Consider the following 25,322-nt stretch of genomic DNA (forward strand, 5'->3'; position numbering starts at 1 on the left):
CTTTAAGGGTATCGTATTCATAAAGGGAGTGGTATAAAAATGGCTCGCGTGACTAATGCGAGCCATAACGGTTTAGGGGGTAAACCGCGTATTCTTATTCGTCTTTAAGGACTAAGTCAGTATGACTTATCTTATATTTAGTTCTGATGGATAGAACATTAAAGATTCTTAATGCAGAACATGATTAAAGGTCTTGACCGTACAAAACAATTAATAAATTCAACTTGTCAGTACACTTTTGTTTCGACGCCTAACAAGTGTTAGTAGCGGCATCATCAGTAATGCAAACCAGCCTATAGAACCACCACCAGAGTCACCACCTGTATCGGTTGTAACACCGTCAGTGTCAACTACACTAGAATCCTCATTACGTATTAAGCTACGTATACCATTGGTTGTGACAACATAATACTTTGGATCTTCTTGACCATTGATAACTTGGCTAATCCAAGATTGATAATCATAGACCTCAGTGAAAGCAGATGAATAAGGAGCAGATGAATCTCCGCATGTTTTGGGTCCAAAGCTAGTGATCCCTATTTGTTGCCCTCCCCAAAATAGCGGCCCTCCTGAATCACCATTACAGGTAGAGTTTTTATACCCGCTTCCACCAACAGCACTAGTAAAACAAATCTGCTTATTTGACATTCGGCTATCGCAGGTTGCATTATTTTCTTGAGTTAACGTTGTCTCGAGTAAAAGATTACCACCATCCACGTTACCCTCAATCAAACCATGACCGATGGTGGTCGAGTTACCCGTATACTCCAACGTAGAGCCCGTATAATTCGTCGTTGTATTAAGCAAAGCGTAGAAGTTACCAACGTTAAGTGCCGTTTCTAATTTAAGAATAGCGATATCATTCGCGTATAAGTCGCTATCACTGTCAGAATAATCTGTAGGGTAATAGTATTTTTCGACTCTCGCTTTATCGACCCCGCCATTCAAATAATCAGACTCATCTTCAAGCCCCGGGGCGACATAAAAATTCAACATCCCATCAAAATCATCATAAATGCAATGGGCAGCTGTCAAGATATACTGCGAATTGATCACCGTCGCCCCACAGTAGTTACCATAAGATGAGCCGTTGTCATAAAAAAGACTGGCAAAGCTAGGGTAATTGGCTATATCTGCGCTACTACCATTAACAATATATGCACTTACATCAGAAGCAAGTACATTGAAACTCAGTGAAGCACAGCCTAAAAGCAGGCCACTAACGCGCATACAACTTTTGTTCATCAAGTAATCCTTCTTAACTGAACATTGATTAGGTGAATATATCCATATAGTACCTAAGTGCCAACAACAAAAAAACCCTCGGAAAGAGGGCTTTTACTTCATTCCTTAGTACTAGTATAAGCTACCCACGGAAATAACGCTGAGGAACAAACGGCATTTTTTCTACTGTCATTGGAAGCTTTTTACCACGTACTTCAGCAAACAGCTCTGTACCAACAGCCATAAGATCAGCTCTTACATAAGCCATTGATACTGGCTTGCCAGCATTTGGTCCAGCTGTACCACTTGTTACGATGCCTACTTTGTTATCTTCTGCATCAAAAAGCTCTGTACCTTCACGTACTGGTGCTTTCGTTTGACCAATCAAACCAACACGTTTACGCGTTACGTCTTTAGTGATGATTTGATTTAGGATGATATCTGAACCAGGGAAACCACCGGCACGTTCACCATCTGTACGACGTACTTTTTGAATACCCCATAAAAGGCTAGCTTCTACTGGCGTTGTTGTCGTATCAAGGTCGTGACCGTACAAACATAGACCACACTCTAAACGCAGCGAATCACGTGCGCCTAAACCAATCCACTCTACTTCTTCAAACGACGTTAACTTACGGCCCAAAGTTTCCGCATGCTCAGATGGCACTGAAATCTCGTAGCCATCTTCACCCGTGTAACCACTACGGCTCACGATACATTCAACGCCATCGATATCTAAAGTTCTTACATCCATGAAGACCATGTCTGCAACTTCTGGTTGAATCTGAGACAATACCGTGACTGCTTTTGGTCCTTGAAGTGCAAGTAGTGCGCGATCTTCAATAATTTCAAGTTCAACACCTGAAGGTAGATGTGCCTGTAGGTGAGTAATGTCTTGCTCTTTACATGCAGCATTAACAACGACAAATAGATGATCGCCTAGGTTCGCAACCATAAGGTCATCCATGATACCGCCTTGCTCATTGGTAAAGAACGCATAACGTTGATTGCCTTGTGGAAGGTCGATGATATCAACAGGAACCAATGACTCTAAGAATGCAGCCGCCCCTTCACCGTGTAGGCGTAGTTGCCCCATATGAGACACATCAAACAGACCAGCAGCGTCACGAGTATGAAGATGCTCTTTTTTAACGCCAAGTGGATACTGAACTGGCATGTCGTATCCTGCGAACGGTACCATCTTTGCGCCTACTTCAACGTGTAGGGTATGCAGCGGGGTCTTCAAAAGTTCTTGATTCGTTAGTTCTTGAGACATTTTCTTCTCCGGTAGGTCAGACACAGCGTATCTATTTATTTAACTGGTTCGATTATTTAAGTAATTCGACATAGTTAATGGATGCATTGGGTGATTAACCGCTTTTCACAACTAATAGCTTTTAACTACTTATTGCTTTAGCTAACCATAGCTTTAGCGACTAATCACATGAGCGACTGTTAATGTGACAATGTTTTAGTGAGCTTTCCACTTTCTATATTTACTTAGGTGGAAATCTTGTTTCCTATAATAAACAAGCATGACGACTTTTCCACCTTTAACAAGTTCCCCACCGCTCAAAGTGTGACATTTAACATACTAATTACAATAATCAGCCCAAATAAAAAGCGCCCATTCGATTCATTCCAAATCAAACAGGCGCTTTTCAATCGATTTACTTAAAAACGAAAACGGTTGCTTTCACTATAAGAAATTTGTATCTCTTATTTTTAACATCACGATTTGTCGTATTTACTTCGCAGTCACCCACAAAATGTGCGCGTCTTCCTCACTGGTAGAGATCAACATATGGCCCATATTCGCGTCATAATAAACACTATCACCTTCGCTCATTGACACTGGTTCGTAAAACTCAGAATAGAACAATACTTCACCAGAAAGAATCAATAAGAACTCTTCGCCATCGTGTCTTACCCAATCCCCATACTCTTCAAACTTACGCGCATGAATACGACTTTTGAACGGCATCATCTTTTTATTAGAAAGCTGAGTGGCAAGCAATTCATGCTCATAAGTTGGCGTTGGATGTGCTTTACCTTCACCAGATCGGGATATATCACGACGCCCCGTTGCAACTTTTTTCCTAGGTGGCTCAAAGAGTTGAGGCATATTTATCTGCAAACCAAGCGCCAATTTCTGCATTGCTTGAAACGTTGGTGAAATCTGTTCATTTTCTATTTTACTTAACGTAGAGCGAGCTAGCCCTGTTCGTTGGCTAGCCTCTTCTAACGTAATACCAAGCTTAGCTCGAATGTCTTTGATTCGCTCTCCAAGCTTTAATGGCTCTATGTTTTGATCCGTTGATTCTTTGGCCAACGTTAAAGATGGGTACTCGTCATAGATGTCTTCTGACATGCTTTTCCCTCTACTATTGTTACTTCCTGTCTGTGAGTATTCATTGTTGCATGAAGCGACTAATTGATTAAAGACCACACACCAAAATAAAGCGTGCTCTCGGTAACAGAAATGGAAACTAGGTTTCCTATAGGAAATTTTTGATTGATTGTTTTTGTGGCTGGGGGTATGTTACCGACTTGTTAGATGAAGAGATGCAGTTTTTGGTTTGACCTAAGTTCGTTTTATTGAGCATTTGGTTGAATCGCTTTTACCCATTTTAGGGACTTATTCGCGCTGTATTGCTGTTAGAAATCAATTGTTGTTAGATGCAAGTTGTTCCACCTAAACCATGCAGACAACACCACCTATAACGGCATTACAGTTATAAACGAAAGATTTAGCAGGCAACAACAATAATGCAAGCTTGCTATTAAATTGGAAGACCTCTGCCATGAACAAAGCTTACTCGAACCACAGCCTAGACAGTTTTTTCACCACCAACCTTGGTGCTACTGACGATGCCGTATTTGCAGGCATCCAAGCTGAGAACACGCGTCAAAACGAACAAATCGAATTAATCGCCTCAGAAAACATTGTTTCTAAAGCGGTTATGCAAGCGCAAGGTACATGCCTAACCAACAAATATGCGGAAGGCTACCCTGGTCGTCGCTACTACGGTGGTTGTGAGCATGTTGATACAGTAGAAGCGATTGCTATTGAGCGCGCTAAAAAACTGTTTAACTGTGGCTATGTGAATGTTCAGCCTCACTCTGGTGCTCAAGCGAACGGTGCGGTCAAACTAGCTCTTCTTCAGCCGGGCGACACAATTCTAGGCATGTCTCTAGACGCTGGTGGTCACCTAACTCACGGTGCACGCCCAGCAATGTCAGGAAAGTGGTTCAATGCTGTTCAATATGGCGTTGATCGCGACACACTAGAAATCGATTACGATGCCGTATTAGAGCTAGCTAAAGAACATAAACCAAAGATGATCATCGCGGGCGGTTCAGCTATTCCACGCACTATCGATTTTGCTAAATTCCGCGCAATCGCTGATGAAGTCGATGCAATCCTAATGGTTGATATGGCTCACATCGCAGGCCTTATTGCAACAGGTGCTCACCCTAGCCCACTTCCTCACGCTCACGTTGTGACAACAACAACGCATAAAACATTGCGTGGCCCTCGTGGCGGCATGATTCTAACAAACGACGAAGCGATCAATAAGAAGATCAACTCAGCAGTATTCCCTGGTCTTCAAGGCGGTCCACTGATGCACGTTATCGCAGCTAAAGCGGTCGCATTTGGTGAGGCACTTGGTCCTGAGTTTTCTACTTACATTGATTCTGTAATCAACAACGCGAAAGTTCTTGCTGAAGTCCTGCAAGCTCGCGGCTGTGACATCGTTACTGGTGGGACAGATACACACCTAATGCTAGTCGACCTACGTCCTAAAGGACTAAAGGGTAATAAAGCAGAAGAAGCATTAGAACGTGCAGGGATCACATGTAACAAAAATGGCATTCCATTTGATACAGAAAAACCTATGATTACATCGGGTATCCGTTTGGGTACACCAGCAGGAACCACACGTGGTTTCGGCAGTGAAGAATTTAAGCTCGTCGGTGAGTGGATTGGTGACGTACTAGACGGTCTTGTTGAAAGCCCTGAAGGTAACCCAGAAGTTGAACAGCGTGTTCGCAAGCAAGTGAAAACGCTGTGTGCTCGCTTCCCACTGTACCAATAAGAATTGAACAACATTTTAAAAACTAATAGTTATTTTTGGAGATAAGCAATGGATAACACACTAAAGTTTGCAGAGAGCCACGAATGGGTTAAAGACAATGGTGACGGCACTGTAACCATCGGAATTTCAGCTCACGCACAAGAAATGCTTGGCGATGTCGTATTTGTCGACCTACCTGAAGTTGAAGACGAAATCGAAGCGGGCGAAAGCTTCTCTTTGGTTGAATCTGTTAAAGCAGCGTCTGACATTTATGCTCCTGTAACTGGTGAGATTGTTGAAATCAATGAAGAGCTTGAAGATAGCCCTGAGCTGATTAATGAAGAGTCTTACGAAGGTGGCTGGATAGTAAAAGTTAAGCTTTCTGACCCATCAGAGCTTGATAATCTAAAAAATGCTGAAGAATACCTAAACTCTATCGAAGATGAGTAATTAGGAAGACAAATTAAAGCTGCCTTGTTACCCCAACATTGGCAGCTTTTTTTCAAGATGAACATTAAGCGCATCATCTCGTAATGAATTGCGATTGATTTCCATCTGTTAAAGAAGGTAAAGGAACAATGACTGAATTACTTCAAAGCCCGTTACTAGCCGATCTGGGCACACAAAACGAATTCGTTGCACGTCACAACGGTCCAAATAAAGCGGATCAACAAAAGATGCTAGAAGCGATTAACGCCGCTAGCCTTGAATCTCTTATTGATGAAACGGTTCCAGCACAGATTCGCGTTGAACAGCCAATGACGCTTGCCGCGCCAAAAAGCGAAACGGACATGCTGGTTGCGATGAAAGAATTCGCTAATAAAAACCAAGTTAAGCGTACCTTTATCGGACAAGGTTATTACAACACCTTCACTCCTAACGTTATCTTACGTAACGTACTAGAAAACCCAGGTTGGTACACAGCGTACACGCCTTATCAGCCTGAAATCTCACAAGGCCGATTAGAAGCACTACTGAATTTCCAACAAATGGTGATGGATTTAACGGCGATGGATATTGCCAACGCATCACTGCTTGATGAAGCAACAGCCGCTGGCGAAGCGATGACGCTTTGTAAACGCGCTGGAAAAAGCAAAAGCAAAGTCTTCTTTGTTGCAGACGATGTACACCCTCAGACGCTAGAAGTTGTTAAAACTCGCGCAGAGTACATCGGTTTTGAAGTGTTAGTTGGCGCTTTCGAAACATTGCCACAGCAAGACGTGTTTGGCGCTCTGGTTCAATACCCAAGCACAACAGGTCAAGTACAAGACCTCACTGACGTAATCGCAGCAGCACAAGCAAACAAAACATTGGTCACTGTAGTTACTGATCTGCTTGCTTCTACTCTATTAAAGCCGGCTGGTGAAATGGGCGCTGACGTTGTCATCGGTTCATCACAACGCTTCGGTGTTCCAATGGGTTACGGCGGTCCTCACGCTGCATTCATGGCAACACGTGACAAACACAAACGTACCATGCCAGGTCGTATCATTGGTGTCTCTGTAGACTCAAATGGTAACCAAGCATTGCGTATGGCTATGCAAACTCGTGAGCAACACATCCGCCGCGAGAAAGCGACATCAAACATCTGTACCGCTCAAGCTCTGCTTGCAAACATGGCGTCATTCTTTGCTGTGTACCACGGCGCTGAAGGCTTACGCACTATCGCTCGTCGCACGCACCACATGACAGCAATTTTAGCGGCTGGTTTAACGAAGTCTGGTTTTGAGCTTGCTCACAATAGCTTCTTTGACACAATCACGCTAAACACAGGCGATCAAACAGCCGCGCTTTATGCCAAAGCACAAGCAGCTGATATCAACCTGCGTAAACTGCCAAATCAACTCGGTGTTAGCCTTGATGAAACAACAACAACATCTGATATCGAAGCGCTATTCGCTATCTTCAATGTTGCTGAAGATTTCAATGCACTATCAACTGAAATTGCTTCGAACGAGTTTGCTGCGATTCCTGAAAGCTGCCGTCGTGAGTCTAAATTCCTGACTCATCCTGTTTTCAATACGCACCACAGTGAAACGCAAATGATGCGTTACCTAAAACAGCTTGAGAATAAAGATTTCTCGCTGACACACGGTATGATCCCGCTAGGTAGCTGTACGATGAAGCTTAATGCAGTAGCGGAAATGATCCCGGTCACTTGGCCTGAGTTTGGTGAAATGCACCCATTTGCTCCACTAGAGCAAGCTGCGGGCTACACTGCGCTAGCAAAAGATCTGAAAGAGAAACTGTGTGAAATCACTGGCTACGATGATTTCTCACTACAACCTAACTCTGGCGCTTCAGGTGAATACGCAGGTTTGATTGCGATTCAACGTTACCATGCTAGCCGCGGTGAAGGTCACCGTAATGTGTGTCTGATCCCAAGTTCGGCGCACGGTACTAACCCTGCGACAGCATCAATGGTTTCTATGAAGGTCGTGGTTGTTAAGTGTGATGAAGATGGCAACATCGACATGGCTGACCTAGCAGCGAAGATCGAAAAGCACCACGACAACCTTTCAAGCATCATGATCACTTACCCTTCAACGCACGGTGTGTACGAAGAACAAGTGAAAGAAGTATGTGAAATGGTTCATGCTGCAGGCGGTCAAGTTTACCTAGACGGCGCTAATATGAACGCACAGGTTGGTCTTACGTCTCCAGGCTTTATCGGCTCTGACGTCTCTCACCTAAACTTACACAAAACGTTCTGTATTCCACACGGTGGTGGTGGTCCGGGTATGGGTCCTATCGGCGTTAAATCGCACCTAGCACCTTTCCTACCAGGACACATCGAAAATGGTTCACAAGGTACAGATTACGCGGTTTCTGCTGCGGATCTAGGTAGTGCATCTATCTTGCCTATCTCTTGGGCTTACATTGCCATGATGGGTGAACCTGGCCTGACTGAAGCGACTAAAGTTGCGATTCTAAATGCAAACTACGTGATGGAAATGCTTCGTCCTCACTACCCTGTTCTTTACCGTGGTACGAATGGTCGCGTAGCACACGAATGTATTATTGATATTCGTCCGCTAAAAGAAGAGACAGGCATAAGTGAAGAAGATATCGCTAAGCGTCTAATGGACTACGGTTTCCACGCACCAACTATGTCATTCCCAGTTGCAGGCACATTAATGGTAGAGCCAACTGAATCTGAAGATTTGGAAGAGCTTGACCGTTTCTGTGAAGCGATGATCGCGATTCGTCATGAAATGACAGCAGTAAAAGAAGGCGCTTGGCCACTAGATAACAACCCACTTGTTAATGCTCCACATACACAAGTAGACCTATCTAGCGAAGAGTGGAACCGCCCTTATTCACGCGAACTGGCATGTTTCCCGACATGGTCAACTAAGCAGTCTAAGTATTGGCCTACAGTAAACCGCGTTGATAACGTACACGGTGACCGTAACCTGATTTGTTCTTGCCCAAGCATTGATCATTACCAGTAAGGTTTTAATTCTCCCGTTGGAGTTTAGAACGACCTAAAATGAAAATGGACAAACTTCGGTTTGTCCATTTTTTCTATACAGCCCAACCTATTACTGAAAAGTACCGTGGCAAACAACATCAATCCCTCATGGGGCAATTAACTCAACTAAACAAGAATCACATCGTTACGCATACTGTATAATACGAACAACACCTCTTCTTGCTCACGCTGAGCAATACCATTTTTTTGTAACGCCTCTAACGCATCATCTAATACCGCGACAAACTCAATCGCTGAAATATTCATCCCCTGATGGACAGAACGCATATCACCACCTTGGTATAAATTTGGTCCGCCCGTTCCAGTGATAAAGAACTCTGAGACAGTCTTTTTTAATTTATTCATATCCGATTTAGCAAAACGATTAGAAATCGTCTTATTGTCCATATGTAAATCGACGATATCGCTTGAGATCTTGGTGATTTTTTCCGTACCGCCAAGTCTTTCATATAAAGAAGCACTCATAATTTTATTCCTTATTTCTGCTCAGGTTTATTTCCAATCGGAACCATAATGTGTGCGTAAGGTGTATCTTTCCACATCACATACGGGCCTCCGTTAAACGGATCGTCACTGACGCCCTCTAACAATTCATGAGGGACTACAATCATCAAGTGTGGTCCCTCTTTTACCCATACATCTCCGTTATTTGGATCCGTTGCTGCGGGATTTGAGTTACTGACATAAGCATCCCCCTGCATCATGTATGAGATGCCTATTCGGTCCGTTGTAAAAGGTTTTCCCTCGGCAGCGGCTTTAAGTAGCTTAGACCACACTTCGTCATTGCACATTGGGTGTTTATCTCCCGGAATAACCGGAACCCCGGGGACACAGTGCCAGTGTGGGCTTCCCTCCCTTAAAACACTGCCGTCAGTGTCGAGAACAGTCGCTATGCTACTAAGATCTTCATGAGCCGCACTTTCTGCTCGTTCAATTTTAGTCACCTCGGCTTGAGCAGTGAACCCAATCAAACTTAGTAAGCCGACAATAGAAAGTAAGTGAATTAATTTCATATCTCCTCCATCACATTACGAATTTACATTAGTAAACATAGGTGCAAAGGGGACTTTCAATAATGAGGATTTGATGAGAATTGCATCAGGTACTAAGCATCTAAACTAAGATTAATCACATAACCAATTTTCAAGGTTTGATCGTGAATGAATTTATAAAGGTATCCCGAGCAGCGGAGCTTAGATTTCTAGAACAAACACTGAGTACTGAAGGGCCCGATGTCGTTGGCCTATACGGTATCGCAGGGGTGGGAAAGAGTACATTAACTAACTATTTTTTTGAGCACAATAAAGAAAGTTGCATATCTATCGACTGCCAAACAGTAGAGCCTACACCCAAAGCTTTTATTGAAAAGTTAAGAACGTTGATCGATTGTAATTCAGATGAGTTAACCGTATTAAGAAGCGCATTTCAGAAAGGAACGGTGCTTATCTTAGATCAATTTGAGTCCTTCAATTTAATCGAGTCATGGGTCAGAACTGAATTTGTTCCTGCAATGCTCGGACAGTTAAAGCTCATTATTTCCGGACGTCTTCACCCTGATAACCAGTGGATAATCAACTCACCAGTAAATCTACAATATTGCCGCCTAAAATTAGAATGCCTTCCGTTAACACATTCCGTTCAATTTCTTCAATCTTGTGGACTTTCCAAAGTTCAGGCAACGGGAGTTAATCAATTTGCGCATGGGCATCCAGTCGCTTTGAAGCTTGCAAGTGCCGCGTTACTTGAACAACCAGATCGTCAACTTCACGAGCTGCCTTCAAGCGATGTCACTAAGGCTCTAGTCCAGTTTTTTGTTGAAGATATCAAACAAGAGGAATTACGCGCAGCACTTGAAGCAGCGTCAGTCGTTCGAAGGGTAAGTGAGTCAAATTTAGCGGCAATGCTAGGCATAGATCCAATCGCATCTGCTCGTCTATATAGCGGGTTGGAAGAGCTTGAATTAATCGAATCAAGAGAAGATGGGTTAACACCTCACGAAATACTTAGAACTGTATTATCGTCGAGTTTGAAAGCTCGCACGCCAGTTAGATATACAGAATATCGAAGACGTGCAAGCCAAGCGCTGCTGACGGAGATTAAACAAGCCTCTTCAAGTCAATTGTGGCGCTACACAGCGGACATTCTTTATCTTGTCGATAATGGCGTGATCCGAAATGCTTTTTTTCCTCCGGACGATCAAAGGGAGTATAGCGTTCTACCAGCTAGTACTAACGACCAACAAGCTGTGATGAATATAATCAGTGAACACGAACCAAAGTCTGCTCTAGCTATCTATGTCCGCTGGTGGAGTCGACACTTAGAGACATTTCACTGCGTTAAGAATTCTGCCGATGAAATTGTGGGATTTTATTGCTTGATAAAGCCCACTAATGTTTCTGAGGAATTGTTACAAGCGGACCCTATGACCAACTTATGGCACTCCCACAGTCAGCAAAATAGAGTTACAGGTCAGAGCATATTCATTCGACGTTGGTTATCGAAAGACCTCGGTGAAAATCTATGTGGTATTCAAGCGGCGTGCTGGCTGGATATAAAGCGTACCTACCTTGAGATGCGACCACAGCTCAGACAGGTCTATCTAACACTGAATAACCTACAGCCTTATGCTTCTGTCGCTACAGAGTTAGGGTTTCAAGTACTAGAAAATAGTGTTGATATAGACGATAAAATCTATTATTCCGCCATGCTTGATATGGGACCAGAGTCAGTGGATGGTTGGATCTCTTCTCGGTTAATACAAGAGATAAAACTAGAATCTGCGCATCAAATATTTCCTGAGTGGTTTAACACTCAAGCTAAGCAACTTTGTCTCAATAACCAGTCTGTAGATCTCACTCCTCTTGAGTTTGGAACACTAGAATTACTCATTAAAAATAAAGGCGTTGCTATTCCAAGGAAAGAACTACTTAAGGAAGTCTGGGGAATAGAATATGAGGGAGCGAGTAACGTTGTCGACACGATCGTTCTCTCTCTCAGAAAAAAATTAAAAGAAAGATCCACCGTCATTCACTCTGTCAGAGGAACCGGATACAAATATAATGATGACCTCTGAGTGTGATGAATAGATCCAAATTAAGAATGGCTAGACTCTCCCCCAAATCGTGAATCCCCTTAGAGTGACTGCAACAGATAAAGGGCTGAATCACTAGATAACACCTACTTGTTATCTAGTAAACATAAAGACAACCCTTACTGACATGAACTGCATCTGAGCTCTATATAATCAACTCGATCGTTTAGAATTCTATGTGCTTTGCTTTACAAAAACCAGTTCATCAAACACAGACACCCGAGCCATAAATGACTCCCTTTCACTGCTCGAAATCGATGTTGCCAAAGGAAGATCGGCGGTCATGGGGTCTACCGCTCGGTTTCTTACCAACACTTCAAAATGTAGATGTGGCCCAGTTATTCTCCCAGTCGCCCCCGCTAAGGCTATTTTTTGACCGCGTTTAACAGTTTGTCCACGCTTGACTAAGAAACGGTCGAGATGGAGGTATCGAGTTTTATAGACGCTATTATGCTCAATCACCAAGTACTTACCCGCATAGGGGTGGTTTCGTACCGCAATCACTTTGCCGTCTCCCGTAGAATATACAGGTGCTCCGACTGGAGTGGCAAAATCAGTCCCGTTATGTGGCGTCACTCGCCCAGTAACTGGGTGTTTTCGTTTCGGGTTAAAAGGCGATGTCACTCGACGAAACTTCTTATCTATTGGGTAACGATCAAATGCCTGCTCTAAGCTGTTGCCTTGCCTATCGTAAAACCGACCATCTTTCGCCAAAAATGCTGAAATATCTTTCCCACGTACATTTATCGAAATACCTTGAATCTCATTATTCCCAGTTAAATGATTACCAACGTATTGCTGCGTTATAAGCACGTTAAAGGTATCCCCTGCCCTTAACTCCCTTGAGAAGTTCACTTTATCGCGCAGAACTCTCGTAATATTGGCAATTTGAGCGGTTGTTAAACCCAACTTATAAGCCGATGAAGAAAAGCTTCCGTTAATGGTTCCCGATACTAATTTATCTTTCCACTCTCCAGATTCTTCTACAAATTCATAAACGTAGCCTTCGTTTTTCACTTTCTTATATATCGCACGTTCCACGAGGGTTTCATGGTAAACCATCTTAACTAGCTCTTTGGAATCGCTATCAAGGAAGAGTTCTATATGATCCCCTGGTTTAATGGTATCGAGCTTAAGCGACTCAAGATCTGATTCTAGAATCCTCTGTGTTGTCTCATACGGTATACCCCATGATGAAAAGATCGTACTAAGAGAGTCACCTACTTTTACAAAGTAATGAACTCGAGCTAGATTCTGCTCACTTTTGTAGTGCGGGCTTTCTAGAGTGTTTTCGGCCTCTGGGTTTTGATATGAAGTGACCTTTATTTCGCTCACTTCATCTTTTGGTTGAGAGTTAAAAGTAAGTAAGGCTGCAAAAGAGAAAGCGAAAACCGCTATGGCAATTAATGTGTATCGGAAAAATTTCATAAAATAATAAGTGTTAAAATGGTGAAAGTTAATGTTTTAAGCGACGAGACACGCCATCAAATGTTCTTCAAACGATTCATCGATGGTGCCTGATATCAATTCAATACGGCTTTCCATGCAATCGTCTAACTCAACCTCCGTTAACTCGTCAGGGGTGAGGTTGTAGCCAAACACACCAGTGTCAGTGATAAATACCGCTTTCATTCGTTCCGCTTTAAGACTCACTAACAACGAAGAGAGCTTTGTTCGGCTAAAGACTTTCGTAGGTTCAAACCGCCAACCGATACTTTGGAAACCGTCCTCTTCATTTTCTGCTTTGATAAAACCGCACTCTGGAATTGGAAGCTCTGAGACTAATGGCTTTGAATGCCCATGGTGATGGTGGTCATGCGAAGCCACAGTACTAAACACGGTCGGCCCACTTAGCTCTGAAAAATCAAACTGCCCTTGTTGAGCGAATAGAACTTTGGTGCCTCGTTGCCCATGTTTCGCCACATAATCCAGCAATACCTCTTTATCGGCACCTTGATAAAGATCCAGTTTATTACCAACAATCGTGTCGGCGATTGATATCTGCTGGTTAAACGTATCGTGATTGGTATATCGAACATTAGACAATTTTCTAGCGTCAACCAACGTTAGTGTTTTTTGTAGGGAGATAACCTCTCGATAGTACTCAGATAACAGAACCTGCAGTACCTCTTTTGGATGGCCTAGCCCTGTAGGTTCAATCAATAGTCGGTCTGGTTTTGCTTCCGCTAACAACTGACTTAAAGCAATTTGCATCGGTAAGCCGGCAGCGCAACACATGCAGCCACCTGGAACCTCACGAATGAAGACCCTCTGCTCTTCATCGTACTGCCCTTTCATCAGGCTGCCATCAACACCAATCTCACCGAATTCATTAACTAAAATAGCCCAACGCTCACCTTCAGGTTTATGTTTCATCAAACTCAATATGGCGGATGTTTTTCCTACACCCAAAAAGCCAGTGATGATATTAGTGGGTACTGCGCGGATTGGATCAGGTTTGGAACTCATCTGTTGTTCTCATTACGACAATCGGAATAATTAAAATGTTATAACATAACAACAAGTAAAAACAAATCTAAGTAAAGCCCATACTTTCCTAGTTTGTTGGTTCAAATAGCTTGTGTTCAGGGGTTAAGCACAGGGAGCGCTATGTGGCATATTACAAATCATTGAAAGGACTTTAAGGCAAAGAAGGATTATGACAAGCCTAAATAAGGTGAAAGGAACTCACTGACTTCATCACTTGCGATGCCAACGATAACTTCAATACCACGACGTTCAAGCAAGCTAATACCCTGACCATTATTTCTTGGGTCTGGATCTAGCATAGCTACCACCACTCTTTGAATTCCAGATTGCACTAAAGTTTCAGCACATGCGGGTGTTCGACCAACAAATGAACAAGGCTCTAGAGTTACGTATGCCGTTACCCCAACCATCGAACCTGAATAGGCTTTCAGTGCCGTCACCTCAGCATGATCACCGCCGATCGATTGTGTAAATCCTTCTGCGACGATGTTCTCGCCGATAGCCAATACGCACCCAACTGGTGGGTTAGGTTGGCAATCCGGCAATGCTCGCTTAGATACCTCTAACGCTCGGAGCATTAGTTTCTTTTCAACACCTAGGTTCATCAATCAGTTTGAACCTCTGTATTTATGTAAGAGATCCTGTGGAATATGGCAGTAGTCGTTTGGACGTAGCGTTAATCTGTCCTGATGCTCATCATCACTTTTTACATAATTTGAAAGTGGAAGTACCTCAATTGCTATTCGATCTGAGTCAGACTGCGCTTGAATAAAGCTAGCTGCCAGTTTCAAATGCTCTGAGTTGGTGCTGTAAACACCCGTTCGATACTTCTCGCCAATGTCTTCCCCTTGTTGATTGACGCTAAAAGGATCGATGATTTCAAAAAGGTAAGCCATCAATTGGTCAACGGACACTATAGTCGGTTCAAACTGAGTTTTTACACACTCCGCATAGCCGTCGTATTCACCTTCTGTTGTAGTCGACGTTCCATTCGCTCGACCAGCTTCAGTAGAGACAACCCCAGGCAGATGTTTCATAAACTCCTGAACACCCCACAGGCAACCGCCAGCAAACACTATCTCTTCCATTAATATTCTCCATACCGCACCAATCATATGATGAGCTTAAGTTTACACAGGAAATGCTGAGCACTACAGGTTTTCATTTCTCACTCATATCATATTCGTTCATAACCAAAATGCGACCCATCACAATCAAATCCTCATACGCCTCACGATTCATATGCTATATTTTTCATAGTTGACGGATATTAAACCGACATCGATGTCCGTAAATCAGTTGTCTGCCACCATTTGAAAGGAACTCAATATGCTTAAAACATTACAATGGACTGTGCTGCTAATCGCTGGATTGAACCTAATCGGCTGTGCAAAACTACTCACCGTCGAAGAATCAGCGCCAGAAGTTAATATTTCGTCTGAAATTGGAGCAGTTTCTATCGCGGTATTAGATCAAAGACCCTATGTATTAGATAAAGATAAACCAGCTGCGTTTGAGGGGATAATTCGAAGTTCACTTGGTATTCCATACAGTTACAACACCGCGACTCAAGAGCCTATGGCAACATTTATTGGTACCAGAATCGAACACGGCTTTAAGGATAGAGGCATCGATGCGACATTACATCTCACAGAACTTGAGACTCAACTTCCCGACCTGATCGATGAATTAGGACAAGATGGCAAGAAGTCACTAGTAATCTCGTTAAATGAGTGGAAGTATGATTTTCATGCGTTTTCTGATTCATCTTGGTATGACGTTGATATCATCATCTTAGACCCAGCAGGTAAAAAGCTGGTATCGAAGAATTTTACTGGTGAAAATGACATCCCAGATAGCGGAGCTATCATGAATGAGATGCAGCTGATTTACAAAGCTCGTTTTGAAGAGGTTTTCTCATCGCCAGACATTGTGGATGCTCTTACACATTAAACTGATGATAAGAGTGGAGATCCGATCTCCACTCTTATTGCTGCTTGTTTAGCTATACAAAACACATGCTATGGCTTGTACCACCCTTCCAAACCCGACTGCAAACGATTTGCAGCATCAGCAGGCATCATTGAACCATTGATAACACCCACACTGGTTTCCCAAATTTCCATTTCTAGACTTGGAGTACCTCGGTTTAAAATTTGATATGAATTTCGAATCGTCGAGTCACATTCGTCTCGCCAAGCGATCATCGCTTTCGCGGTTGGATCAACAACATCAATGAAGTGATTGGATAGAGAGAAAAAACCCGGCAATGCGTTGGTAAAAATACCTGCAAACTCTTCACTTGCCATCCAATTTATAAAAATTAATGCTTCTTCCTGATTTGAGCCCTTAGCATTAACACCAATTCCGATGTCCGTGTGATCACTGATAAAGCAATCGTCACCTGTATTTGCTACTGGCGGTCTAAATACCCCTAAATCAATCTTGCTATTAAAGGCTGATATGTCCCAAGAACCCGCGGGATAAACTGCTGCTTTGCCCCCTCCAAACATCTCTATGGCATCACCGTAACCACGAGTTTGATAGCCCTCGCCCATATAGCCGCCCCAACGACCAAGTTGCTCAAAAACAGCGGTATACTCTGGCGCTGACAATTTACCTTCACCAGAAATGATCGCGAAACGTCCATCTTCGCCATGCCAGTAGTTTGGTCCGACATTTTGAAAGCCCATAGTCGCTGCTTCCCACTTGTCGTTGGTTCCCATAGCTAAGGGGACATACTTACCATCCGCTTTCACTTTTTCCAATGCTGCAAAAAACTCTTCAACCGTACTCGGCTCTTTTAACCCTAACTCAGAAAATATCGTTTTATTGTAAAAGAACCCATGAATAACCGACGCCAAAGGAAGACAAAAAGTGGAAGCTCCGTCATCGGTTTGCCAAGCTGATTGCGCAAATGAAGGGAAGTTTTCCATTCCATCTTCGTCTGTCAAATCAACCAGATTCCCTGCTTCAAATAACTTCAGAGAATCATCGAACGGACGGCAGGTGATAATATCGCCAGCCGTTCCGTCAGCAAGTCGACCGTTTAATTGGTCGTTATAATCAGTGGCGATCGTATGTTTGTATTCGACTTTGATTCCCGGATGTTTGGCATTGAACGCTGGAATAATTTTGTCATTCCAGATTTTTCCATCTTCGCGCCAGCTCTCAATTACTAAGGTTCCACTCTGCCCTACGGCTGAAAAGCACACCGCAAAAAATAGGCTCAACTTTATAAAATATCTCATAACACTCCCTACCTTTTGATTCACCAACGAACGCTCAACTACAGCTTAAATTTATGGACCAGTGTCCGTTGTTGTTGTGCGAGCTGAGCCAATACATCACTTACTGACGATGCTCCTCTCGCCTCTGTTTCTGTTTCTGTTGCTACTTCAGAAATTTCATTAATGGTTTTCGCTATATCTTTACTTACCGCAATTTGCTCTTCTGATGCATGAGCAACTTGCATACTCATTTCATTGATGGCTTCCATACGCTCTGCGACAGACTTCAGTGTTTCGTCAGTGACTCGGCTTTGGCTAACACACTCTTTGGTTTTATCCTGACTGGTATTCATAACTGCCACCACTTGCTCAGAGCTCTCTTGCAAGCGCTCGATCATGGCTTGAATTTCTACGGTCGACTGCTGCGTTCGCGTTGCTAACGTTCTGACTTCATCAGCAACTACAGCAAAACCCCTTCCGTGCTCCCCTGCTCGAGCCGCTTCAATTGCCGCATTTAGTGCCAGCAAATTAGTTTGTTCTGCAATACCACGAATAACATCCAAGATACTGCCGATGTTGTTACTAAACTCTTCCAGCTTATGGGCAATATCTACCGCAGAATTGATAGACTCAAACAGCTCTTCAACTAAAATGAGGCTACTTGCCACTTGCTCTCGACTTACTTGAGTACTCGCGTTAGCGCTTTCTACCTCATTTTGAGATTGTTCTGTTGAACGAAACACCTCAGAAACACTCACTTCCATCTCAGAGATAGCGGCAGCAACCAACTCAATTTGCTGTTTCTGAGTAGAGACACGAGACATGGTTGTTTCGCTAATATTAGAGGCATTTTGTGCTTCTTCCGCCAAGCTATCCGTTCCGGTATTAATCTGAGAGAGGACGTTTTTCATTTCAGAAACCAGCTTATCAATCGATTGGGACAACTCACCAAACTCACAGCTCGATTGATAGTTTACATAATGGGTCATGTCGCCTTGTGTCATCTTGCGTAATACTCGGTTGATAAGCGACAAAGGATTGTGAATGGCTTTGGAGGTTAAGTAACCGATTATGGCCGCAACAAATGCCGAAGCCATCGTCAATGAAATGATCATTACTTTTGCAGCGCCTACGGATTGAGACGTGACAAAGCTGGTAGAATCCACCTCTTCTAACGCTAAGGTTGCTAACTGATCCACTTCATTTTCAACCAAGCGAGTATTTCGTTGAGATTGTTCGATTAAACTTCGTATCTCAGCTTGTAATTGCCTTTGCTGAATCATTAATGGCAACATACCTTGCTCAGACACACCCGCTTCTTCTAACTTCACGACTGTCTTTTCAAATCTAGCAATCACACCCGCACTGACTTTGATGCTGCTAATCCCTTCTTTTGCTCTACTAACATTACTGGTGAAGGTCTTAACCAATTTTTGCAAATCCATTTCAGGGTTTGCAGCTCGTAGTGTTCTCAAGTCTCGCTTAATTCCGCTGGTAAGACGGTCAACTTTATTGCTTTGCGAGCGACTGCCACTCACCTTATCAAGAAGTAATAACGTCACTTTTTGAAACGAATCTTCGTATTTCACAAACACTTCACGAGCGCTGTTTAGTTTGAGGTTAAGTTCAATAGATTTTCGATGACGATCCATTATCTGATCGGCGACTGAAAAATAGGATTGCGATGCATCACCTATAGCACTGGTCTGCTCAACCCCAGAGGCAGAAGATCGGATTTTTTCTAATATCGATAAAAACTCCCCCTTCTGTTCATTAAATAAAGAGATAATTGGAGGCAGGTACTCTGCATCCGTGTAGGTAATATACTCAAGAAGACTTCTTTGGCTTTTAAGAACTGATATTTGCAGCTGAGATGTGTCAACTAGCAGCGGAGTCGCTTCATTGGTGACTTGCACAACATGGTCATTTACCGTGGCTAGTTTGAGAAAACTGCTTCCTCCGAGCAATGCCAATAGAAGAAACATGATGAAATAACCACCAACAATTCTCTGGACAATACTGAACTTCATGAGCCTTCACCTAATACGAACACTATCAATAAACGTAGTAGATATATCGACCTTGATCACAAAAAGATCATGCTATGGCGTTAATTTTTAGGGCGAAATTTTATCGAAGATTTAACTGTTCCATCGGCTAGACTATGTAAAACTCCGACAAGACACTGAATTTATGCAGTTTGGGCATTCATGGCCTATATATCCGTCCATTACATTAACGACTTTCTGAACATAAAAATTGCTAACAATATTAAGCCGTTTTCAACCTTTCTTTACGAACGCTATTCAAACGATGACAAGCTAGCCCCAAACATAGTCCCCAAAACGTACTACCGATACCTAACACTGTAATGCCTGAAGCAGTCATTAAAAACGTCAACAGCGCCGCCTCTCGTTGCTCACTCTCCTCCATTGCACTCGTTAAACAATTCATCAATGTGGGCATCACAGCGAGCCCCGCAATGGTCATCACCACGGCTGCTGGCACCGCTTGAAATAGTGAAACAAATGACATTCCTAATACGCCCGCTAGCAGATAAAACACACCCATAGAGATTGCGGCCATATATCGAGTTTTCGGGTTTTCGTCAGCATTGGGGCCCATACAAATCGCCCCGGTAATCGCAGCTAGATTAAAAGCAAAGCCGCCAAATGGAGCCAGTATTAATCCTGTAAACCCTGTGGCCGTGATGATCTTTGAAGATTCAACTTTATAACCATTCGCTTTCAATACAGCAAAGCCCGGTAGATTTTGCGAGGCCATAGTAACGATGAACAGCGGAATCCCAACACTGATTAATGCGGAAAGGTTAAAGTCAGGCATGATAAAGACAGGTTGAGTCACTGTAAGTGTTACAGCCGTTAAATCCAGTTTCCCCATCCCGATAGATAATGCCAAAGCCACCGAAAAAATAACCGGAATCAACAAGTTTTTGAGCCAAGCTTTCATCAAGATGAACAGGGTTAACATCACAAAAACAATCTGGACTTCTTCCAGAAGTGATGAAAATACCCCGATTCCAAACTGCAATAAAACACCGGCTAACATAGCCGCGGCAATGGACGTTGGTATCTGTTTCAATAGCTTTTCAAACACACCCGCTGCACCGACTAAAGTAATCAATAGTGAACTAAAGAGAAATGCCGCCACGGCCTCGTTCATTGTTAGCCCCTCAAGAGAGGTAATGAGCAGAGCCGCCCCCGGAGTTGACCATGCTGTTACGATAGGTTTTTTATAACGAAACGACAACAAAATGGTGGAAGCACCCATTCCTATTCCTAATGCCCAAAACCAAGAAGCCACTTGTGATTCACTCGCACCTGCACTCATTGCTGCTTGGAAAATAATGGCGGCTGCACTCGCGTAGCCGATGAAAACAGCTATGAATCCCGCGCTTATGTGGGAAAACTTTAGTTTCGTCATATTAATTGCCTGCTAGTCATCTGATATAGCTCATTAGTTATGTTATTCAGCCCTTAGGTATGTTCTTTAAAGGCGATGTGCGTTATAACGTCCATAGAGACAACCTACACTTGTGCGCTATAACGCACAAGTATTTTTGTAGAGTAATTATGCAAACAGAGATAAAAGTCAGTGACAACTTAAAGCGCCTTCGTAAAGAAAAGAGCTGGAGTCTAGACAAAGCCGCAAAGGCGACAGGCGTGAGCAAAGCCATGCTAGGTCAAATTGAACGAGGTGAATCGAGCCCTACTATCGCTAAACTATGGGAAATTGCCTCAGGGTTTGATGTTTCTATTTCAGACCTAATATCAGTGAGCTCCAATAATGAAATAACGAGCCTGTTTCGAGATGCTAATGAACTTAGACGGGAAGAGTATAACGTTGGATTTCTTGTCAGTTTATTATTTCCGTTCGAACCAGCGTTAGGCTTTGAGATATTCGAGCTAACGCTAACACCTGATTATCAACACCACTCCGACGCCCATAACCTTGGGGTGACAGAGCACATAATATGTACGTCTGGTGAGATGTTGGTTCTTTTCGACGACGAGTGGCACGAACTTAAAGAAGGCCAAGCTGTTCGTTTTAACGCCAATCAACCGCATGGTTATAAAAATATAAGCAAGAAGAATGCGGTGTTTCATAACGTTATCCATTACGCTCATAGCCATAGGTAACGGAATGTCAGTGCAACGTCACGGAAAATTATCGTGAAGATGACGAAAATTCGCGTTATTTAGTCGCTTAACATTACATATTGGCGCCAAGTAAGGTATAACGTCGCTATGAAAATACCGAAAAGAATACAACCTTTAGTTGACGATGGTTTAGTCGACGAGGTAACAAGCCAGCTGATGAGTGGCAAAGAAGCCGATGTGTACATTGTACGCTGCGGTGAAGAGATCCGTTGTGCCAAAGTGTACAAGGAAGCCACGCAGCGCAGCTTTAAAAAAGCCGTCGCCTACCGAGAAGGCCGCAAGGTCCGAAACAGCCGCCGTGCGCGTGCGATGGAAAAAGGCTCAGGTTTTGGCCGAGACCAACAAGAGAAAGTTTGGCAGAGCGCCGAAGTGGATGCTTTATTCAAACTGGCTGCTGCAGGCGTAAGAGTTCCTGAACCTTACGGTTGCTATGACGGCGTATTATTGATGGAACTGGTCACCGATGACGAAGGTTACGTAGCACCAAGGCTCAACGACGTCATGATGCCTGCAGATCAAGCACTCGAAGATCATGCAGTGATGATGACTTACGTCGTCAAAATGCTCTGCGTCGGTTTAATCCATGGTGACTTGTCTGAATTCAACGTGTTGGTTGATGAGTATGGTCCTGTGATCATCGATTTACCGCAAGCCGTTGATGCTGCTGCCAATAATAATGCAGAGTGGATGCTAACGCGTGATATTAATAATATCCGTGATTACTACAGCCAATTTGCACCAGAATTAAAAGAGACCGACTACGCCAAAGAAATTTGGGCGATCTTTGAAAAAGGCGATTTGAAGCCTGATACCGAGCTAACCGGTCAATTTACCGAACAAGACATCGACGCTGACCTAGCTTCTATCATGCAAGAGATTGACGACGCTCGACGTGCAGAACAGTTCCGACGCGAACGTATCAAAGAAGCAAAAGAAGGTGTTGACGAAAGTAAGTTCAATTGGGCTGACGCGGACTCATAGAGCTGTTACGACACTATTATTCTTAAGAAAAAGGTAGAGATGATTCTCTACCTTTTTTTCATTTTACGGGGCGTAATGTATACCTCATACCCCACACAACCCCTTAATGAGTAACATCATTCTTTCCTCTTTTAAATTAAATTCTAGAGTCCCAATATTATTTTCTAAGTTGCTGACCGAATGTGACAATCATTGTAGTTCGGTTAATCAAAAACATGATGGTGAGTATTCCAATAACACTCTGTTATTAGAACCCAAAGACTGTCTTTAGCCTCCAACTTGTAACTGCCTTAGTAACTGCTAGTTTTATTAATAAATACCAAATATTTATTTAGATCTAAGGCCCATTCCATGAAGCATTTATCGATTAGCACTAAGTTGCTTTGGATTACATCGACGCTATTCCTATCAATAGTTCTGCTTCTCTCTCTTTCATTATGGTGGACGCTCAACGAAAAGAACGCAGAAATGGCCGAGCAGGTTCAGCAAGGCATTCATTTCGAGATCAAGTCAAAACTGTCTTCCACGGCTGGTATGTATGGTGAAAAGATCGCAGGATTCATTAATAGTGCTTATCAAATTCCCTATTCAATCGCTGCTTCTATAGCCAAAACATCTGGTTCTTCTCTCAACTCTCGCGACGCTGTCGAGGGAAACCTAGACGCTACTTTAAATAACAGCCCTCAGCTGTCCGCGATTTACGCACAGTTCGAACCAAACGGATTTGATGGTAATGATGAAGAGAATACTCAAGGGACAACCCATAGTGTTCCCGATGTGGGTAGCTTAGAGCTCTATTTTTATCGCGAAAGCGATGGGAGTGTCGTACAAGAGCAGGTCGAAGATGCCGATGAGAAATACGCTAATGAACTTGATGAGTTTGGGCTAAGAGAAGCGGAATGGTACTTATGTTCTAAAGATAATCTTAAACCCTGCATCATGGAACCCTATCTTGAAGAGGTGAATAGTCAGGAAGTCATGATGAGCTCTCTGGTGGCTCCGGTTATTAAACAGGGTCAATTCTCAGGCGTTGTTGGGGTCGATATTCACCTTCCCATTTTTCAACAATTGATCGATGAGTTATCTCAAAGCCTCTATGGCGGTGAAGCGAAAGTCACTCTTCTCAGTGCAAAAGGGCTAATCGTCGCAGCCAGTCATTACGAACAAAAAGGACGACCTTTAAAAGAAGCGATACCTTCAGAGCTAGCCCAAACATTAAGCTCTCTTCACCAAAATAACGGCTACTTTGAAAACGACATCGAAATCGCCGTCGCTTACAGCATTGATATCCCATTAGCTAAAAACAGTTGGTCATTGATCATCGAGGTTCCGAATCAGCAAGCATTCAGCACTGCTAACATACTCAGCGACTCAATGCAGGAGATGGCAAATTCACTTGGCCGTCTACAGATGATACTGGGTATCGTTGTCTCAATCATCTCCATCATCAGCATTGCTATCGTGATTAAAGGCATTGTCGCCCCTATTAAAACTATTCAGACTCGAGTAGAAAATTTGGCCAGCTCTGAAGGTGATCTTACACAATCGATTTCGATTGAATCACATGCTGAACTTATTGCTCTAAGCCGCGGTTTCAATCTCTTTATCGATAAACTAAAGAGACTGATTATCGAACTTAAAGGACTTGCAGATCAGTCTCAAAATGTCAGCTCTTCCACTGCAACGATTGCTCAACAAACGCGGGATAGCCTTAATGATCAAAACCGTGAAATCGAAAATGTAGTAACAGCTATGAACCAAATGAGTGCCACCGCATCTGAAGTGGCGAACTCTTCAGAACAGACAGCCAGTGAAACTGAACATATGTCTAATAACCTCAAATCTTGCGAAAATAGCTTGGTTCTAGCAATGGATCACGTAGATACGATGTCGAAGGAATCACTGCATGCAAAAGAGGCTGTGAGCAAGGTAGCCGAGAGCAGTAACAATATTAGCTCCATCGTTGAAGTCATTCGTTCAATCGCAGACCAAACCAACTTATTAGCGCTAAATGCGGCCATCGAAGCCGCCAGAGCTGGCGAACAAGGGCGAGGCTTCGCTGTCGTGGCTGATGAGGTACGTTCACTTGCTTCTAAAACACAAAGCTCTACTGATGACATTACTCAACTCATCAACGCACTTCAAATCGAAGTAGATAGCGCCTCAAAGGTTATCGAGTCTGGCACAGAAAAAGCTGAACTTGCCGTATCCCAGACTAACGAGGCCTTGTCATCAATCAGTGCGATAGTCGGCCAAATTGATACTGTTTCAAGCCAGATTACTCATATTGCCACCGCAGCTGAAGAGCAAAGTGCAGTGACCGAAGAGATAAACAGAAACATCACCGGTATATCCGACTCAACAGCGCAGTTAGCGCGATTGGCAGATCAGTCATTTGATAGTAGCAATCACTTATCTGAACTTGTTCGTGCTCAATACGAGCAGCTTGATAGGCTAAAAACTTAGAGGCTTAGATAGCGGGTTAGTAAAAATGAAAACAGAGGTGAATGATTGTGTTCACCTCTTTTTATTCGTGTGCCCTATCTTGCT

Annotated in this window: 20 protein-coding genes; 8 read left to right on the forward strand and 12 right to left on the reverse strand. The window is 43.2% G+C overall.

Translation table 11 applies throughout. The annotated features are described in order from the left end of the window. Positions 1 to 219: 219 nt before the first annotated feature. From L4D20_RS06200 to L4D20_RS06210, 3 genes are all read right to left on the reverse strand, one after another. On the reverse strand, positions 220 to 1,245 hold the full coding sequence (locus L4D20_RS06200) for a S1 family peptidase (protein WP_428800663.1): 1,026 nt from the start codon (positions 1,243 to 1,245) through the stop codon (positions 220 to 222). 121 nt (positions 1,246 to 1,366) lie between these two features. Beyond that, complete coding sequence (gene gcvT, locus L4D20_RS06205) at positions 1,367 to 2,500, reverse strand: glycine cleavage system aminomethyltransferase GcvT (protein WP_428800664.1); 1,134 nt, start codon at positions 2,498 to 2,500, stop codon at positions 1,367 to 1,369. A 471-nt stretch (positions 2,501 to 2,971) separates the two neighbouring features. Further along, positions 2,972 to 3,595 (reverse strand): helix-turn-helix domain-containing protein, encoded by a 624-nt coding sequence (locus L4D20_RS06210; RefSeq protein WP_428800665.1) that lies wholly within the window; start codon positions 3,593 to 3,595, stop codon positions 2,972 to 2,974. A 433-nt stretch (positions 3,596 to 4,028) separates the two neighbouring features. On the opposite strand from L4D20_RS06210, the gene L4D20_RS06215 reads away from it, so the two are divergent. The 3 genes from L4D20_RS06215 (at position 4,029) to gcvP (ending at position 8,758) form a co-directional block, all read left to right on the forward strand. Then, positions 4,029 to 5,324 (forward strand): serine hydroxymethyltransferase, encoded by a 1,296-nt coding sequence (locus L4D20_RS06215; protein ID WP_428800666.1) that lies wholly within the window; start codon positions 4,029 to 4,031, stop codon positions 5,322 to 5,324. A gap of 48 nt (positions 5,325 to 5,372) precedes the next feature. Beyond that, positions 5,373 to 5,753 (forward strand): glycine cleavage system protein GcvH, encoded by a 381-nt coding sequence (gene gcvH / locus L4D20_RS06220; protein ID WP_428800667.1) that lies wholly within the window; start codon positions 5,373 to 5,375, stop codon positions 5,751 to 5,753. Positions 5,754 to 5,881: 128 nt separating this feature from the next. Beyond that, positions 5,882 to 8,758, forward strand: coding sequence for an aminomethyl-transferring glycine dehydrogenase (gene gcvP / locus L4D20_RS06225; RefSeq protein WP_428800668.1), 2,877 nt, complete (start codon positions 5,882 to 5,884; stop codon positions 8,756 to 8,758). Between the two features lie 146 nt (positions 8,759 to 8,904). Here gcvP and L4D20_RS06230 read toward each other — a convergent pair whose 3' ends face one another. Both L4D20_RS06230 and L4D20_RS06235 read right to left on the reverse strand, forming a co-directional pair. Further along, positions 8,905 to 9,264, reverse strand: coding sequence for a group I truncated hemoglobin (locus tag L4D20_RS06230; protein ID WP_428800669.1), 360 nt, complete (start codon positions 9,262 to 9,264; stop codon positions 8,905 to 8,907). A gap of 11 nt (positions 9,265 to 9,275) precedes the next feature. Continuing rightward, the gene (locus L4D20_RS06235; protein WP_428800670.1) at positions 9,276 to 9,812 is read right to left on the reverse strand and encodes a hypothetical protein; all 537 of its coding nucleotides are present in this window, start codon (positions 9,810 to 9,812) and stop codon (positions 9,276 to 9,278) included. A gap of 143 nt (positions 9,813 to 9,955) precedes the next feature. Here L4D20_RS06235 and L4D20_RS06240 point away from each other — a divergent pair, with 143 nt between their 5' ends. Then, positions 9,956 to 11,872, forward strand: coding sequence for a winged helix-turn-helix domain-containing protein (locus tag L4D20_RS06240; RefSeq protein WP_428800671.1), 1,917 nt, complete (start codon positions 9,956 to 9,958; stop codon positions 11,870 to 11,872). Between the two features lie 192 nt (positions 11,873 to 12,064). Here L4D20_RS06240 and L4D20_RS06245 read toward each other — a convergent pair whose 3' ends face one another. The 4 genes from L4D20_RS06245 to L4D20_RS06260 form a co-directional block, all read right to left on the reverse strand. After that, positions 12,065 to 13,318 (reverse strand): peptidoglycan DD-metalloendopeptidase family protein, encoded by a 1,254-nt coding sequence (locus L4D20_RS06245; protein ID WP_428800672.1) that lies wholly within the window; start codon positions 13,316 to 13,318, stop codon positions 12,065 to 12,067. Between the two features lie 36 nt (positions 13,319 to 13,354). Continuing rightward, the gene (locus tag L4D20_RS06250; RefSeq protein ID WP_428800673.1) at positions 13,355 to 14,359 is read right to left on the reverse strand and encodes a CobW family GTP-binding protein; all 1,005 of its coding nucleotides are present in this window, start codon (positions 14,357 to 14,359) and stop codon (positions 13,355 to 13,357) included. Positions 14,360 to 14,547: 188 nt separating this feature from the next. Then, positions 14,548 to 14,985, reverse strand: a complete 438-nt coding sequence (locus tag L4D20_RS06255; RefSeq protein WP_428800773.1) for a bifunctional diaminohydroxyphosphoribosylaminopyrimidine deaminase/5-amino-6-(5-phosphoribosylamino)uracil reductase RibD — start codon at positions 14,983 to 14,985, stop codon at positions 14,548 to 14,550. A gap of 3 nt (positions 14,986 to 14,988) precedes the next feature. Beyond that, positions 14,989 to 15,468 (reverse strand): peptide-methionine (S)-S-oxide reductase, encoded by a 480-nt coding sequence (locus L4D20_RS06260; protein ID WP_428800674.1) that lies wholly within the window; start codon positions 15,466 to 15,468, stop codon positions 14,989 to 14,991. A 241-nt stretch (positions 15,469 to 15,709) separates the two neighbouring features. Between L4D20_RS06260 and L4D20_RS06265 the strand changes: the two genes are divergently transcribed. Then, positions 15,710 to 16,333, forward strand: a complete 624-nt coding sequence (locus tag L4D20_RS06265; protein WP_428800675.1) for a hypothetical protein — start codon at positions 15,710 to 15,712, stop codon at positions 16,331 to 16,333. A gap of 68 nt (positions 16,334 to 16,401) precedes the next feature. Here the strand turns inward: L4D20_RS06265 and L4D20_RS06270 are convergent, their stop codons facing one another. The 3 genes from L4D20_RS06270 to L4D20_RS06280 all read right to left on the reverse strand — a co-directional run bounded on the left by L4D20_RS06270 (position 16,402) and on the right by L4D20_RS06280 (position 21,054). Further along, positions 16,402 to 17,631, reverse strand: coding sequence for an ABC transporter substrate-binding protein (locus tag L4D20_RS06270; RefSeq protein ID WP_428800676.1), 1,230 nt, complete (start codon positions 17,629 to 17,631; stop codon positions 16,402 to 16,404). A gap of 38 nt (positions 17,632 to 17,669) precedes the next feature. Further along, positions 17,670 to 19,640 (reverse strand): methyl-accepting chemotaxis protein, encoded by a 1,971-nt coding sequence (locus L4D20_RS06275; RefSeq protein WP_428800677.1) that lies wholly within the window; start codon positions 19,638 to 19,640, stop codon positions 17,670 to 17,672. A 241-nt stretch (positions 19,641 to 19,881) separates the two neighbouring features. After that, positions 19,882 to 21,054: a benzoate/H(+) symporter BenE family transporter gene (locus tag L4D20_RS06280; protein ID WP_428800678.1), complete on the reverse strand. Its 1,173-nt coding sequence runs from the start codon at positions 21,052 to 21,054 to the stop codon at positions 19,882 to 19,884. A gap of 149 nt (positions 21,055 to 21,203) precedes the next feature. On the opposite strand from L4D20_RS06280, the gene L4D20_RS06285 reads away from it, so the two are divergent. The 3 genes from L4D20_RS06285 (at position 21,204) to L4D20_RS06295 (ending at position 25,238) form a co-directional block, all read left to right on the forward strand. Beyond that, entirely contained in the window at positions 21,204 to 21,770 is a 567-nt protein-coding gene (locus L4D20_RS06285) for a helix-turn-helix domain-containing protein (protein ID WP_428800679.1), read from the forward strand. 108 nt (positions 21,771 to 21,878) lie between these two features. After that, positions 21,879 to 22,772: a PA4780 family RIO1-like protein kinase gene (locus L4D20_RS06290; protein WP_428800680.1), complete on the forward strand. Its 894-nt coding sequence runs from the start codon at positions 21,879 to 21,881 to the stop codon at positions 22,770 to 22,772. A 351-nt stretch (positions 22,773 to 23,123) separates the two neighbouring features. Continuing rightward, a complete protein-coding gene (locus L4D20_RS06295; protein ID WP_428800681.1) occupies positions 23,124 to 25,238 on the forward strand; it encodes a methyl-accepting chemotaxis protein in 2,115 nt (704 codons plus the stop codon). Positions 25,239 to 25,322: the final 84 nt, after the last annotated feature.

Origin of the sequence: Vibrio kyushuensis (assembly GCF_050337325.1) — a bacterium.
GTDB lineage: Bacteria > Pseudomonadota > Gammaproteobacteria > Enterobacterales > Vibrionaceae > Vibrio > Vibrio kyushuensis.

Coding starts and splice junctions, on each gene's coding strand:
- L4D20_RS06265 (WP_428800675.1), top strand. CDS start 15,710: ATGCTTAAAACATTACAATGGACTGTGCTGCTAATCGCTGGATTGAAC.
- L4D20_RS06250 (WP_428800673.1), bottom strand. CDS start 14,359: ATGAGTTCCAAACCTGATCCAATCCGCGCAGTACCCACTAATATCATC.
- L4D20_RS06270 (WP_428800676.1), bottom strand. CDS start 17,631: ATGAGATATTTTATAAAGTTGAGCCTATTTTTTGCGGTGTGCTTTTCA.
- L4D20_RS06295 (WP_428800681.1), top strand. CDS start 23,124: ATGAAGCATTTATCGATTAGCACTAAGTTGCTTTGGATTACATCGACG.
- gcvP (WP_428800668.1), top strand. CDS start 5,882: ATGACTGAATTACTTCAAAGCCCGTTACTAGCCGATCTGGGCACACAA.
- L4D20_RS06275 (WP_428800677.1), bottom strand. CDS start 19,640: ATGAAGTTCAGTATTGTCCAGAGAATTGTTGGTGGTTATTTCATCATG.
- L4D20_RS06260 (WP_428800674.1), bottom strand. CDS start 15,468: ATGGAAGAGATAGTGTTTGCTGGCGGTTGCCTGTGGGGTGTTCAGGAG.
- gcvT (WP_428800664.1), bottom strand. CDS start 2,500: ATGTCTCAAGAACTAACGAATCAAGAACTTTTGAAGACCCCGCTGCAT.
- L4D20_RS06255 (WP_428800773.1), bottom strand. CDS start 14,985: ATGAACCTAGGTGTTGAAAAGAAACTAATGCTCCGAGCGTTAGAGGTA.
- L4D20_RS06280 (WP_428800678.1), bottom strand. CDS start 21,054: ATGACGAAACTAAAGTTTTCCCACATAAGCGCGGGATTCATAGCTGTT.
- L4D20_RS06230 (WP_428800669.1), bottom strand. CDS start 9,264: ATGAGTGCTTCTTTATATGAAAGACTTGGCGGTACGGAAAAAATCACC.
- L4D20_RS06245 (WP_428800672.1), bottom strand. CDS start 13,318: ATGAAATTTTTCCGATACACATTAATTGCCATAGCGGTTTTCGCTTTC.
- L4D20_RS06290 (WP_428800680.1), top strand. CDS start 21,879: ATGAAAATACCGAAAAGAATACAACCTTTAGTTGACGATGGTTTAGTC.
- L4D20_RS06210 (WP_428800665.1), bottom strand. CDS start 3,595: ATGTCAGAAGACATCTATGACGAGTACCCATCTTTAACGTTGGCCAAA.
- L4D20_RS06285 (WP_428800679.1), top strand. CDS start 21,204: ATGCAAACAGAGATAAAAGTCAGTGACAACTTAAAGCGCCTTCGTAAA.
- L4D20_RS06200 (WP_428800663.1), bottom strand. CDS start 1,245: ATGAACAAAAGTTGTATGCGCGTTAGTGGCCTGCTTTTAGGCTGTGCT.
- L4D20_RS06215 (WP_428800666.1), top strand. CDS start 4,029: ATGAACAAAGCTTACTCGAACCACAGCCTAGACAGTTTTTTCACCACC.
- gcvH (WP_428800667.1), top strand. CDS start 5,373: ATGGATAACACACTAAAGTTTGCAGAGAGCCACGAATGGGTTAAAGAC.
- L4D20_RS06235 (WP_428800670.1), bottom strand. CDS start 9,812: ATGAAATTAATTCACTTACTTTCTATTGTCGGCTTACTAAGTTTGATT.